Genomic DNA, 13,129 nt, shown 5'->3' on the forward strand with positions numbered 1-13,129 from the left:
GGGGTGTTAGGATCTACCGACCGGTTGGTATCCGAGGAGTGGAGGCGGAAATGCACGCGTTTCGGGTCCATGAGGTGGGCGAGCCAGGAGAGGTGCTGCGGCTCGAATCGGTCGATCCCCCGCGCCCAGGGCCGGGCCAGGTGCTGGTACGGGTCCGCGCCGCCGCGGTGAACTTCCCCGACGCCCTGCTGTGTCGGGGGACGTACCAGTCGAAACCGCCGCTGCCGTTCACCCCCGGCCTGGAACTGAGCGCGGAGGTCGCCGAACTCGGCGACGGCGTCACCGGTGTCGGTGTCGGCGACCGGGTGCTCGGCACCACCGAGCTCCCGACGGGCGCGTTCGCCGAGTACGCCCTTATGAGCGCCGACACCCTCTTCCCGGCTCCGGCGTCGCTCAGCGACGAGGAAGCGGCCTCGCTGTTCATCGGCTACCAGACCGGATGGTTCGCGCTGCACCGCAGGGCCGGCCTGCGCTCCGGCGAGACCGTGCTGGTGCACGCCGCCGCGGGCGGGGTCGGCAGCGCCGCTGTCCAGCTCGCCAAGGCGGCCGGGGCCCGGGTCATCGGCGTCGTGGGCGGTCCGGAGAAGGCGAAGGTGGCCGCCGGCCTCGGTGCGGACACCGTCGTCGACCGGAACACCGAGGATTTCGTGGCGGTGACCAAGGAGCTGACCGAGGGACGCGGCGCCGACATCGTGTTCGACCCTGTCGGGGGCGACTCCTTCACGCGGTCGACCAAGTGCATCGCCTTCGAGGGGCGCATCGTCATCATCGGCTTCGCGAGCGGGACCATCCCCCAACCGGCTCTCAACCACGCCCTGGTCAAGAACTACTCGCTACTGGGCCTGCACTGGGGCCTGTACCGGCAGCGCGCGCCGGAGCTCATCGGGCAGGCGCACCTGCGGCTGACCGAACTCGCCGAGCAGGGGCTCGTGAAGCCGCTGGTGAGCGAACGCCTTGGCCGGGCCGAGCTGGCGGATGGAGTCCAGCGGCTGGCGGACGGGGCGACGGTCGGCCGGCTGGTCTTCCTGCCCGCGCGCTGAGCCGCGAGCCCGTCCCCCGCCCCGAACCGCAGAGGCCGCAGAGAAAATAAGGAGTCGCACATGGCCGGACCGTTCTCCGTCCCCGGTACCACGATCGTTGTCACGGGTGGAGCAAGAGGCATCGGGAGGGCGATGGCCGAACGGTTTCTCCAAGACGGCGCCGCGTGTGTGGTGGTCGCCGACCGCGACGCGGAGGAGGCCCGCAGTGCCGCCTCCGCTCTGGGGGAGCGCGCGCACCCGATGGCCTTCGACGCGGCCGACGAGGCCGCCGTCGCCGACACGGTCGCCCGGATAGAGGAGGAACACGGGCCGATCGACCTGTGGTGCTCCAACGCGGGCGTCGCTTCGGGCGCCGACCTCGGCGGTGACGCCGAGTGGGACCTCTCGTGGCGGATCCACGTCCTCGCGCACGTCTACGCCGTCCGCGCACTGGCCGGCCGCATGGCGGAACGCGGTCGGGGGCACCTCCTCGTCACGTCCTCGGCCGCGGGTCTGCTTACCAATCTCGACAGCGCTCCCTACTCGGCCACCAAGCACGCGGCGGTCGCGCTCGCCGAGTGGATGGCGATCCGCTACGCCGACGACGGCATCGGCGTCTCCTGCCTGTGCCCCCAGGGCGTGAACACCGACATGACCGCCGGGGACGGCCCGGACTCCGCGACCCGTCTGGGCGGCGACTACATCGAACCGGAGGACGTCGCCGAGTCGGTCGCCGTCGCCCTGAGTGAGGGCCGCTTTCTGATCCTGCCGCACCCCGAGGCCGCCGCCTACGAGCTGAGGCGCGTGGAGGACCGCGACCGCTGGATCGGCGGCATGCGCCGCGCCTGGGCCAAGCTCCGGAACGCTGGGACCGGCCGGAGCTGATCACCGTTTTTCGGCGGGGCCCTAACGGCAGGGAGGGCACCGGGTGCCGGACCGCCCCGCGGCGGTCCGGCACCCGGCCACGGCCGGCGCGGGGACGTCTCCGCGACCGTCCCCGGTGCGCTCCACACCCTCGCCGCGGTGACGTTTCCCCTGGCCAGTAAGGAACAGCGGGAGTAACACCGGTCACCTTGAGGGGTGACGTGGCTCCCTTTCGGCGGAGCCGACCGCCTCCTCGGCGTCGATGAGAGGCATCACACAGTGTCACCCGGGGCCGCGCGGCGTCCTGTCCGCCGTTTGCCCTGCGGGGCAGCACATCCACGCTGCTCGACGCCTGTTTTACCTCTGCCGGAGGAAAGATTGTTGCGATGGAATCCCTGATGCTTTCCGTTCTGGCCTTGCGGTGCGGTAAAGGGGCTCCACGCTCCCGGAATCCCAACAGAAACGCTGGTAGTGAACTGTTTTACCGTTCAGTAAGTTTGCATCGTCCCACTTCAGAGGCTCAAAGTCCGTAAGCATTCCTAATGGCGAGATTTCCGGATTTCCTTTACTTCGCCCTGACGCTTCGGCCAGTATGTGCCTGTGCGGCTACAGACCCACTTCCGTAATCACAGAACTACTCTCAGAAACGACCCGGAAGAACAATGGGTGCGATCCCTTTATCAGGAGTTCCGGGTGCCCCTACTGCGCAACGTGTCCCAATTGACCGGAGGAGACCGGCAATGGGCTGAGGACGTCGTGCAGGAAACGGTTCTGCGGGCCTGGCGGCACGCGCGCCGGCTGCGATGGGAACGCGGCTCGCTGTGGGCCTGGCTCATGACGGTGGCCCGGCGCATCGTGATCGACGACTGGCGGTACCGCGGAACCCGCCCCCACGAGGTGGAGGCGGAGCGCGGGGAGGAGCCTCCCGTTCCCGACGTCTCCGAAACGATGCTGTCGTCCCTCGTCGTATCGCAGGCCCTGCTCGGCCTCTCCGATCGGCACCGCGAGGTACTCGTCGAGATCTACCTGCGGGACCGCACGGTCAACGAGGTGGCCGAGTCGCTGGAGGTGCCTCCGGGAACGGTGAAATCCCGCGTCTACTACGCTCTGCGCGCCCTCCGCACCCAGTTGGGGGAGGAGGGAGCGGCCTAGCCGCCCTGCCCGCCCGCCGGCCCCTGCCGGGACGACCTGCCCGCCGGGACAAGAAGAGGGGGTGGCCGGCGGCCACCCCCTGTCGAGACGGATGAAAGACGTCCTGGCCGACCTACCCCCTGTCGAGACGGAGAGCGAGGGCGGGACACATGTGCACCGCCCGCTCGGCGGTCTCCAGGAACTGATCCGGGACCGGGAACGAGGTGTTGTCGGGGTACCCGTTCGGGTCCAGCTGGATCAGCGAGGGCGCCAGGTGCAGGCAGAGTCCGTGGCCGTCGCAGCGGCTCCAGTCCACCATCAGGCGCGCTTCCTGCTTGTTCCTGGACTCGTCCGGCGTGGGAAGCACGTCGTTGGCCGTCGCCCGGCAGGTTCCGGCCAGCGCGTGGACGCTGATGTCGTCGCTGAACGTCTCGATCGCCGACAGAGCCATCCGCCCGGCGCCGTCGGGGTGCGCGCAGGCGCCGCGGCCCGTTCCGATCGCAGCGGCCTGTACGACCGCCTCGCGGTCCCCCTCGCCAGCGGTGAGGTCGGCGAACGCGTTGGCGAGCTCCGGTAGTCCGCGGATGCACGGACCGCACTGCTGGGCGCTCTCAGCCGCCAGGTAGCGCAGCACGCGCGTGCTCTCCTCCAGCGGGCAGCCGTCGCCGATCGGGATGACGATACCGGCCCCGAGCGCGCCGCCGACCTCCTCCATTCCGGCGCGCGACATCGTCGCCTCCGACGCTGCCTCGGGGCCCAACCACCGACCGTGGTATCCGCCGACCAGCACACCCCGGCCCACTGTGGCCCCGCACAGATCGAGCACCTCGCGCAGTGGCACCCCGCTGGGGGCCTCGATCACGGTGTGCGTGCGGGCCGTGCCGGTCACCGTCATCAGGATCGTTCCGGGCTCCGTCGGTAGCCCCACCGAGGAGTACCGGTCGGCGCCGAGCAGGGCGAGCAGGGCGAGCTGGGCGTAGGTCTCGGCGTTGGAGAGCAGCGTAGGTACTCCGGCGACCCCTTTCTCGCTGGCCCGGGTCTTTTGTCCGGGCGGGATCGGCTCCCTGCCGTTGATGCCCTGGATCAGCGCGCCCCCCTCGCCCGAGATGAAGCGCTCGGGCATGCGGAACACGCGCATGCGTATCCTGCCGTCCCGCTCCTTGATCGCCTTGCGCAGCGATTCCTCACGCTGCCCGCCGTTCTCGATGCCGATGGTGATGTCGGAGGCCCCGAGCGCCCGTGCCGCCAGCTCCGCGCCGTCGAGGACGAGGTGCGGCGCGCGTGTCAGGAGCATCGCGTCCTTGGCGCTCGCCGGCTCGCCCTCGGTGGCGTTCACCACGACCCGCACCGGCGACTTGCGCCGTTCCGCCGCGCTCATGACCGCGTTGATCTTCCGGGCGAAGGGGAAGCCGGCGCCGCCCCGGCCGCGGAGGTTGCCCATGCCGGCCAGCGTGACCAGATCGTCAACGGCCAGATCGGGGATATCCCCGTGCAGTGCGCGGTGCGCCACCCAGTCGAGGCGCTCACTCACCGACAAGCCGGCGGTGAGTCGCTGGGGCCCCATGGCGAGCACGGGGGGCACGCCGTCGCGGATGCTCATGGTTAATTCCTCTCCCCGCGGATCGTGGACCAGAACTCCAGGTCGTTCTGGAGCGCCGATCCCTCCGCGGCACTGCCGACGTCAAGGATGTCGTCAGGCACCTTCGGCTGCGGCGTGGTGATCGTCCGGTCGCGGGCCCAGTTGTTCTCCGCACCGAAGGGCCGCTCCCTCTGCTGGCCGGCCTGCATGCCGACGGTGCGCTGCTCCTGGCCGGGTTGGGCGCCGAGGGGTCGCTCCCATTCCTGGCCGGCCTGCACACCGACGGTGCGCTCCTGTTCTCGGTTGGGTTGGGCGCCGCCGAGGGGCTGCTCCCATTCCTGGCCGGCCTGCACACCGACCCTGCGTTCCCGCTCCCGGACGGGCTGCTCGACCGCGGTCTGCTCCGCGCTGTGCTCCCTGCGCCTGCCGGACGCCTCCTCCGCGTTCCTGCGCGGGTTCCCGCCGCGGAGGATCACGGCCATCCGGAGCACAAGGGCGAGCCCCACGGCCAAGAGGCACAGCGCGTAGCCCAGGATCACCCATCCGTTGGGGGCCCTACCCGCGGTGAGGCCGTGCACGATCGCGAACGGCCAGCACAGGTAGGCCGTGGCGTGTATCAGCCGCCAGACTCTCGGGCGGGTGCCCGAGGCGAAGCGTCGACGCATGATCCCGGTGATGATGATCACAAGCATCAGGTCGGACGCGATTACGCCGAACGCCACCGCCACGTTGAGGCCGAAAGGCGAGAGGACGTTGGCGATCCCCGCCTGCCCGAAGGCGATCTGCAGCGTGACATGTGCGAACAGGAACCCCACCGACCCGATGGCGGCCGAGCGGTGGAGCGTCTGGAAGAGGAGCCGGTGCTCCGAGTAGAGCACCAGGCGGTCGGTGGCGATGAGCCCCCCTACCACGGCCCCGGTCAGGCCGAGAAGAGCGAGGACGCCGGAGAGTTCCCAGAGGAAATCCTGCGCCACTCGCATGAATTTCATGTGCTGAGGCGCCGCCACGGCGACCACCGTGGCGGCTAAAAGCAATCCGATCAGGAAAGAAGCTCGCACCCAGGGTTGTTGTACGGGTTTCTGGAGACGCCGGTGCGATGGCGCCGTGGGGTTCATTCGCTCGCGGAACCCGTTGAACACAGCGGACACTGCTCTTGCCCTCCACAACTGTAGGTAGAACCTCCTGGCTGGGCACCGCGAGATGCCTTCGCGGGTCCACGTGAAGAGCTGCGCGCGGTGTGCAGAGTAGCACTCGATCGTGTGGATTGGCGGGACCAAAGTCCTCAGTCGCCGCCCCCGGCGCTGACCCGCGGCGATAGGGATCGCTTGCCTGTTATAGCTGGTCAGGCTCCTCTACGCAAAGGGGGGTCACACCAGAAACTTGACAGAATTTCCGTCACTCGTGTTGAACCAGTGGGGCCCCGGCTGCGTATCTCTAACCAATAACGGCCGCAATGCGGGCCGAAAACTCGACCCACAGTTGAACGGGAGAGGATCTTGGAAGCCCCCAGCAAACGCACCTTGCTCCTGGCAGGAGGGCTTGTCGCGCTGCTGACCGCCACTGGTTGTGGCGGCGGCGGTAGCGAGGTGGGCGGCTATGGTGGCGCTCCCGACAGCCCTGGAGCTCAAGCCGAAGACATCGAAGAGGAGGTCCCGACACCCGAAACCGGATCGGGCGCGGCTTTGACCGTCCAGGAAGGCACACCGTTCGGCGACGTCATCGCTGATGCCAATGGTCAAACGGTCTACGTCTTCACGGAGGACTCCAATGAGCCGCCCACGTCGAACTGCGCAGGCGAGTGCGCCGAGCAATGGCCGCCGGTCTGGGCCAACGGGGAGATCAGCACGAACGGAGTGGACCAGAGCCTCGTTGGCGAGGTCTCGCGGGACAACGATCCCAGAGGTGACTCGCAGCTCACCCTGAACGGGTGGCCGCTTTATACCTACACCGGCGACGGTGGGGCCGGTTTCCTCAACGGCCATGCCTATGCGGCCAAGTGGTTCGCGCTCGCTCCTGACGGCTCGATGATCGACGACGGCGGCGGCGGCGGAGATACCGGTGACGGCCAGGACGACACGGGGGCGCAAGAGGAGCTCGATGACGGCTTCACTGACGATTCCCCATGACCGATTCACGATGACCGAAGGGAGAAGAGGGCTGTGCGCCGGTTGCAGGTCAGGTCCTTCAGATCAATTGAGTACGCCGGAGTCCTGGTATTCCTGATCGTCTCCTCCGTCACCATCTTCATGATCATGCCGAACGGTGCCACCTCGGTACAGGGGGTGTTCTGGCAAGACTGGAGAACGACCAGTTCCGGCCCCCTCGGCCCCGCCGACCGGGAGATCCTGATCAAGGTCAGGCAGGCCGGCCTGTGGGAGATCCCGACGGGCCAGCAAGCCGCGGACCGCGGGCGCAGTGAACGCGTCCGGGAGGTCGGCGCCCTCCTCGCAAGAGACCACATCCTGCTCGACAAACAGACGCGGGATGTTGCGGCGCAGCTCGATGTGGAGCTGCCCAGCCTGCCCAGCTCTCAGCAGCAGCGCTGGATGGATGAGCTCGAAGGACTATCCGGCGATGAGTTCGACCTGGCGTTCGCCAACAGGCTGCGCGCGGCGCACGGCCAGGTCTTCGAACTCCTCGCCGAGGTACGAGCGGGAACCCGCAACGAGCTCGTCCGCTCCTTTGTGCAGCACGGACTGGTCGTGGTTCTGCGGCATATGACGCATCTGGAAAGTACGGGTCTAGTCGAGTTCGAGGAACTCCCCGAACCTCTTCCCCCTGAGCGGCGCCCCAGCCGCTGAACCAGACCGATCCGTTACGCGTGTCCCCTGAGGCACGCATGTCCCCCTGAGAAAGGACAAGGAGATGCCTGATTCCAACCGTTCCACCCGGAGTAGCCGGAAAAGACCTCGCCAGAGGCTTGTCATACCAGTGGTGGCGGCCGCCGCCGCCGGAGTACTGGGGCTGACGTTCCTCGTGACGTCCCCTAGTGGTGACGGAAGCGTCGGACTCCTGACCGGCGGCGGCCAGAACAGCTACGGAGACGACCAGGACAACGACGGCGACAACAACGACGGAGACGACCAGGACAACGACGGCGACAACAACGACGGAGACGACCAGGACAACGACGGCGACGGAGAAGACGGCGAGGTCGTGAACGAAGGCCCCGTCGAGGACGACTTCGTCGACATCGAGGAGATCGAAGCCGACAACGACGAGCTCGACCTGGGCGACACCGGTACCTTCACCGTCGACTGCGGCGTCAACGCGAACGGGCTCTTCAACTCCGAGAACGTGATCGTGAACCCGGGTGCCCCCAACGGCGCCCAGCACGTCCACGACTACGTCGGCAACCAGGACGTCAACAGGTTCAGCGAGGACGTCGACGCGAACAACGAGATCCTGGCGCAGGGCAACACCACCTGCGACAACAACGACCGGTCCATGCACTACTGGCCGGTGTTGCGCGACCGCACCCAGGAAGGGCGTGACGCGAACCAGGAGGGCGGCGGCCTGGACGGCAACGTCGGCCGGATCCTCACTCCGCTGGAGGCCACGATCGAGTTCCGTGGCAACGCCCAGGAAGACGTCGTGCCGATGCCGGAGTTCCTGCAGATCATCACCGGTAACGCCCGCGCGTTCACCACGGACGGCGAGAACGCCAACGCCCAGTGGACCTGCACCGGGTTCGAAGACCAGATCAGCGGGGACAAGTACCCCCTGTGCCCCGAGGGCAGCGATGTGATGCGAATCATGGACTTCCCGAGCTGCTGGGACGGGGAGAACATCGAGAGCGAGGACAACAGGTCGCACATCGTGTTCCCGGATGAGGAAGACGGCTCCTGCCCGGACGACACCCAGCCGGTGCCGCAGCTGCGCCAGACTCTGGTCTATGACGTGCCGGAAGGGCCGAACTTCGCGGTGGACGGCTTCCCTGAGGAGCAGCACGCTCCCATCACCGACCACTCCGACTTCATCAACGTGATGCCGGAGGACGTCATGCAGGAGGCAGTCGACTGCATCAACGAGGGCCAAGACTGCTCGTAGCCCCTCAGTAACAACCCCCTCTCAGGAAACGCCCGGCGGCCGGCCCTTACTCTTCCTCCCGGCCGCCGGGCCGTTACTGTCGAACAAAGAACCCGCATACCGCGCTTGAATAGACCATTGGTCTATACCACCTGTCCAGACCAACTGGCCTTGGGCGGGCATCGTCGTCGATGATGCGGGGACTCGACAGTCTGGGAGGATCCGCTGTGTCTGTCCTGGTACCGGATGAAGGTATCGCCACTAGCAATCAGGAGTTGATCGACTGGGTGCGCGAGATCGCGGCCCTGACCCAGCCGGACAAGGTCGTCTGGTGTGACGGTTCCGAGGCCGAATGGGAGCGCCTGACCGGTCTTCTTGTGGAACAGGGCACTTTCACGCGACTCAACCCCGAACTCCGGCCGAACAGCTTCTACTGCCGTTCCGACCCCGACGACGTCGCACGTGTCGAGGACCGGACGTTCATCTGCTCTGAGCGCGAAGAGGACGCGGGTCCCACCAACAACTGGATCGACCCGGCCGAGATGCGCGCGACGTTCGGCGAGCTCTTCCGCGGCTGCATGCGGGGCCGCACCATGTACGTCGTTCCGTTCTGCATGGGGCCGCTGGGCGGGAACATCTCCCAGCTCGGCGTGGAGATCACCGACTCGCCCTACGTCGTCGTCTCGATGCGCATCATGGCCCGCATGGGCGAGCCCGCGCTGCGGCTGATCGAGGAGCGCGGCTCGTTCGTGAAGGCCGTGCACTCCGTCGGTGCCCCGTTGCAGCCCGGCCAGGCCGACGTACCGTGGCCGTGCAACCCGACCAAGTACATCTCCCACTTCCCGGAGACCCGCGAGATCTGGTCCTACGGGTCCGGCTACGGCGGGAACGCGCTGCTCGGCAAGAAGTGCTACGCGCTGCGTATCGCCTCGGTCATGGCCCGGGACGAGGGGTGGCTGGCCGAGCACATGCTCATCCTCAAGGTCACGCCGCCCGATGGTGATCCTCGTTACATCGCCGCGGCCTTCCCGAGCGCGTGCGGCAAGACCAACCTCGCGATGCTGCAGCCGACCGTCCCCGGATGGAAGATCGAGACGATCGGTGATGACATCGCCTGGATGCGCTTCGGCGAGGACGGCCGGCTGCGGGCCATCAACCCCGAGGCGGGTTTCTTCGGCGTGGCCCCCGGCACAGGCGCGGACACCAACGCCAATGCCGTCGAGACGCTCTGGGGCAACAGCATCTTCACCAACGTCGCGCTCACCGAGGACGGCGACGTCTGGTGGGAGGGGCTCACGGACGAGCAGCCCGAGCGGTTGACCGACTGGAAGGGCCGGCCCTGGACACCGGAGTCGCCCGAACCGGCCGCGCATCCCAACGCCCGCTTCACCACGCCGGCGGGACAGGCGCCGACCATGGCGCCCGAGTGGGAGGATCCGACGGGCGTGCCGATCTCGGCGATCCTCTTCGGGGGACGGCGCGCCAGCGCTGTGCCGTTGGTCACGGAATCCTTCGACTGGCAGCACGGGGTCTTCCTCGGTGCCAACGTCGCGTCGGAGAAGACCGCCGCGGCCGAGGGCACGGTCGGTGAGCTGCGGCGCGACCCGTTCGCGATGCTGCCGTTCTGCGGGTACAACATGGGCGACTACTTCGGCCACTGGCTGAGGATCGGCCAGAGCGCCGACGAGGCGAAACTGCCGCGGATCTTCTACGTCAACTGGTTCCGCAAGGACGACGCGGGCCGTATCGTCTGGCCGGGCTTCGGGGAGAACAGCCGTGTCCTGAAGTGGATCGTCGAGCGGCTGGAGGGCCGCACCGACGTGGAGCCGACCCCGATCGGCAACGTCCCGACCCGGGACTCGCTCGACACCGAGGGGCTGAAGATCGACGAGGACGAACTGGCCTTCCTGCTGTCGGTCGACCGCGACACCTGGACGCAGGAGGCGGCGATGATCCCCGAGTTCTTCAAGATCTTCGGGGACCGCCTGCCCGGCGAGCTCTGGGACGAGTACAACGCCCTGCTGAAGCGGCTGGAGTAGGTCCCGCCGGATCATCAAGAGCCAAGTGATGGCCCGCGAGTCCGGCGCGGGCCATCACTTGTGTCCGGCCGGTGCCCCTTCCGGCGGAACGGCCGCGCCCCTTGGCGCTCCACTCAGGAGGAGACGGCCCCTTCCCCGGCCGCGGTCCTCTCCTCGTCCGCTGCCTTCTCCGAAGGTCCGCGCCCGGCCTCGGCGCCCACGTGGCGCAGCAGAACCGTCCCGACAACGGCGAGCGCGGCCATGGCGACGGCGCTGATACCGCCGGCCAGCGCGAAGCCGTCCGTGAACGCCGCGCGAGCGGCGTCCAGCAGCCCCGGCTCCAGCCGGTCGGCCGCGGCCATCGCACCGTCGATGCCGTCGCGCGCGGGCCCGGCCGCCTCCGGTGGCACATCGGGACCGAGGAGAGGAGCCATCCGGCCGCGGTACACAGCGGCGCTGAGGCTGCCCAGGACCGCGACCCCGAGCGCGATCCCCCAGCTCGGCCGCGGTCTCCTCCATCGCCGAGGCCGATCCGGCCTTCTCCGGCGGTGCCGTGCCGACCACCAGGTCGGCTCCGAGGACGAAAGGCGGACCGAGGCCGAAGAACGCGACGGCGATGCCGATCTGGAGCAGGAGGAAGGACAGGGAGGCGGTGCCGCCCGCGTACGGAGCGGAGAGCTGGGTGAGCAGGGCGAAGCCGGCGGCTGCGGCCACCAGCCCGGAGCTGACCGCGAACGCGGGCCGCATCCAGCGCACGGCCAGCGGGGCCAGCAGCGAGCCGACGAGGAGAGCCGCGGCCGAGGGCGCCATCCACACCCCCGCCCACAACGGCGACAGGCCCGTTATGTGCTGAAGGTACAGCGAGAACAGGAGCTGGTTTCCCGCGAAGGCGAACAGCGTGAGCGTGATCAGGACCAGGGCGGAGCTGAAAGCGCGGTCGCGGAACAGCCGGAGGTCGAGCAGCGGATCGGGCAGCGTGCGCTGCCGCCGCACGAACACGGCCCCGGTGATCAGGCCGATCACCACGGCAAGAGCGGTCGTCCCGGTGAGCCCGTCCGTGGTGAACTGCTTGAGGCCGTAGACCACCGAGAGTATCGAGGCCAACGACAGTGCCACGCTGACCAGATCCAGCGTCCCCGCGTCCGGGGCGCGGTACTCGGGCAGCAGCACCGGCCCGGCCACCAGGAGCAGTGCCAGTACCGGAACGCCGACCAGGAGTGTCGAACCCCACCAGAAGTACTGCAGCAGTACTCCGCTGAGGAGCGGCCCCAGAGCGGTACCGACGGACAGGGTGACCATCCATACGGCGATAGCCGCGGTGCGCTGGCGCGGGTCGGCGAACATGGTGCGCACCAGGGACAACGTGGAGGGCATCAGGGTCGCCCCGGCGATCCCCATCAGCGCGCGGGTGGCGATCAGCATCTCGGCGGTGCCGGAGTAGGCGGCGAGCACCGAGGTGAGACCGAAGGCGGCGGCGCCTACCAGCAGCAGCCGGCGCCGTCCGACCTGGTCGCCCAGCGTGCCCATTGTGATCAGGAAGCCGGCGACCAGGAATCCGTAGATGTCGGTGATCCACAACTGCTGGGGACCGCTGGCCTGGAGATCCGCGCTCAGTTCGGGCAGTGCGAGGAAGAGCACCGTCATGTTGATGGCGACGAGAAGGGTGGGCAGGGCGAGCACCGCGAGTCCCAGCCATTCCCAGGCGGTCGCCCGAGGTGGGGGGTGTTCCGTCATGGCAGGTCCCGTCTCCGATACCACGGTTCTCAGCTCTGGATAGAGCGGTCGTTCTAGAACTCTAGAACGACCGCTCTATCCAGTAAAGTCGGGGTATGGGCGGCAGAACGGCGCGGGCCGGGGGCGACACGCGGACACGGATCGTGGACGCCACCGCTGCGCTGCTGCGGCGCCAGGGATATGAGGGCACCGGCGTCAAGCAGATCGCCCGAGACGCCGGTGCGACGCTCGGGTCCGTCTACCACTTCTTCCCCGAGGGCAAGGAGCAGTTGGCCGCGGAGGCGCTGCGGCGCGACTCGGAACACTACACCGAGCTCCTGCGGGACGGGCTGCGCAGCAGCGACGATCCGGCGGAGGCGGTCGCGGCGTGCGCGCACCTGCTCGCGGACCGGCTGAAGGAGTCGGACTGGCTCGACGGCTGCCTGGTGGCGGCCACCGCCCTGGAGAAAGTCGGCCGCTCGCCGGTAATCCAGCGGACCTGGGAGGAGTCGCTGGCCGCCTGGCAGGAGCAGATCGCGGCCAAGCTCCGCACCTGCGGCATGCCGGCGCGGACCGCCGAGGAGGCCGCGTGCACGGTGCTCAGCGCGCTTGAGGGCGCCGAGGTGCTCAGCCGGATCTCGTCCGACGACGCGTCGCTGCGGACGGCCGCCGTGTACCTGGGTCGGCTCATCGTGGCCCTGCGCTCGGACGGGTGAACGGCGCGCGGACGGGGGCGGCGTTTTCCGTGCCCGCGAGCCGCGCAGAGCGCCCCTATT

At 68.5% G+C, this 13,129-nt stretch carries 11 protein-coding genes; 8 read left to right on the top strand and 3 right to left on the bottom strand.

Annotation, left to right across the window (positions count from 1 at the left end; translation table 11 throughout):
* Positions 1 to 50: 50 nt before the first annotated feature.
* The 3 genes from VS93_RS05370 (at position 51) to VS93_RS05380 (ending at position 3,035) form a co-directional block, all read left to right on the top strand.
* Entirely contained in the window at positions 51 to 1,040 is a 990-nt protein-coding gene (locus tag VS93_RS05370) for an NADPH:quinone oxidoreductase family protein (RefSeq protein ID WP_046468890.1), read from the top strand.
* 60 nt (positions 1,041 to 1,100) lie between these two features.
* Positions 1,101 to 1,904 (top strand): SDR family oxidoreductase, encoded by an 804-nt coding sequence (locus VS93_RS05375; protein WP_046468891.1) that lies wholly within the window; start codon positions 1,101 to 1,103, stop codon positions 1,902 to 1,904.
* Positions 1,905 to 2,549: 645 nt separating this feature from the next.
* Entirely contained in the window at positions 2,550 to 3,035 is a 486-nt protein-coding gene (locus tag VS93_RS05380) for a sigma-70 family RNA polymerase sigma factor (protein WP_052745551.1), read from the top strand.
* A 112-nt stretch (positions 3,036 to 3,147) separates the two neighbouring features.
* On the opposite strand, the gene VS93_RS05385 is transcribed toward VS93_RS05380, so the two are convergent.
* The gene (locus VS93_RS05385; protein WP_046468893.1) at positions 3,148 to 4,614 is read right to left on the bottom strand and encodes an NADH-quinone oxidoreductase subunit NuoF family protein; all 1,467 of its coding nucleotides are present in this window, start codon (positions 4,612 to 4,614) and stop codon (positions 3,148 to 3,150) included.
* A gap of 2 nt (positions 4,615 to 4,616) precedes the next feature.
* Positions 4,617 to 5,582, bottom strand: coding sequence for a ferric reductase-like transmembrane domain-containing protein (locus VS93_RS26715; RefSeq protein ID WP_156184693.1), 966 nt, complete (start codon positions 5,580 to 5,582; stop codon positions 4,617 to 4,619).
* A gap of 507 nt (positions 5,583 to 6,089) precedes the next feature.
* Here VS93_RS26715 and VS93_RS05395 point away from each other — a divergent pair.
* From VS93_RS05395 to VS93_RS05410, 4 genes are all read left to right on the top strand, one after another.
* On the top strand, positions 6,090 to 6,719 hold the full coding sequence (locus VS93_RS05395; protein WP_046468894.1) for a hypothetical protein: 630 nt from the start codon (positions 6,090 to 6,092) through the stop codon (positions 6,717 to 6,719).
* A 33-nt stretch (positions 6,720 to 6,752) separates the two neighbouring features.
* Positions 6,753 to 7,394: a DUF4142 domain-containing protein gene (locus VS93_RS05400; protein ID WP_236700356.1), complete on the top strand. Its 642-nt coding sequence runs from the start codon at positions 6,753 to 6,755 to the stop codon at positions 7,392 to 7,394.
* 130 nt (positions 7,395 to 7,524) lie between these two features.
* Positions 7,525 to 8,643, top strand: a complete 1,119-nt coding sequence (locus VS93_RS05405; RefSeq protein WP_046468896.1) for a DUF1996 domain-containing protein — start codon at positions 7,525 to 7,527, stop codon at positions 8,641 to 8,643.
* 173 nt (positions 8,644 to 8,816) lie between these two features.
* Positions 8,817 to 10,661 carry a phosphoenolpyruvate carboxykinase (GTP) gene (locus tag VS93_RS05410; RefSeq protein WP_082126641.1) on the top strand — a complete coding sequence of 615 codons (1,845 nt, stop codon included), beginning with the start codon at positions 8,817 to 8,819 and terminating at the stop codon, positions 10,659 to 10,661.
* A 54-nt stretch (positions 10,662 to 10,715) separates the two neighbouring features.
* Here VS93_RS05410 and VS93_RS05415 read toward each other — a convergent pair whose 3' ends face one another.
* Positions 10,716 to 12,374: an MFS transporter gene (locus VS93_RS05415; RefSeq protein ID WP_236700357.1), complete on the bottom strand. Its 1,659-nt coding sequence runs from the start codon at positions 12,372 to 12,374 to the stop codon at positions 10,716 to 10,718.
* Positions 12,375 to 12,469: 95 nt separating this feature from the next.
* Here VS93_RS05415 and VS93_RS05420 point away from each other — a divergent pair, with 95 nt between their 5' ends.
* Positions 12,470 to 13,069, top strand: a complete 600-nt coding sequence (locus tag VS93_RS05420; protein ID WP_046468898.1) for a TetR/AcrR family transcriptional regulator — start codon at positions 12,470 to 12,472, stop codon at positions 13,067 to 13,069.
* The last annotated feature ends 60 nt before the right edge of the window (positions 13,070 to 13,129 follow it).

This window comes from Allosalinactinospora lopnorensis, from assembly GCF_000981225.1.
GTDB classification, from domain to species: Bacteria; Actinomycetota; Actinomycetes; order Streptosporangiales; family Streptosporangiaceae; genus Allosalinactinospora; species Allosalinactinospora lopnorensis.

Bases quoted from the DNA above. Each gene is read 5' to 3' on its own strand.
- VS93_RS26715 (WP_156184693.1), bottom strand. From the start codon at position 5,582: ATGAAATTCATGCGAGTGGCGCAGGATTTCCTCTGGGAACTCTCCGGC.
- VS93_RS05375 (WP_046468891.1), top strand. From the start codon at position 1,101: ATGGCCGGACCGTTCTCCGTCCCCGGTACCACGATCGTTGTCACGGGT.
- VS93_RS05410 (WP_082126641.1), top strand. From the start codon at position 8,817: ATGCGGGGACTCGACAGTCTGGGAGGATCCGCTGTGTCTGTCCTGGTA.
- VS93_RS05370 (WP_046468890.1), top strand. From the start codon at position 51: ATGCACGCGTTTCGGGTCCATGAGGTGGGCGAGCCAGGAGAGGTGCTG.
- VS93_RS05385 (WP_046468893.1), bottom strand. From the start codon at position 4,614: ATGAGCATCCGCGACGGCGTGCCCCCCGTGCTCGCCATGGGGCCCCAG.
- VS93_RS05420 (WP_046468898.1), top strand. From the start codon at position 12,470: ATGGGCGGCAGAACGGCGCGGGCCGGGGGCGACACGCGGACACGGATC.
- VS93_RS05415 (WP_236700357.1), bottom strand. From the start codon at position 12,374: ATGACGGAACACCCCCCACCTCGGGCGACCGCCTGGGAATGGCTGGGA.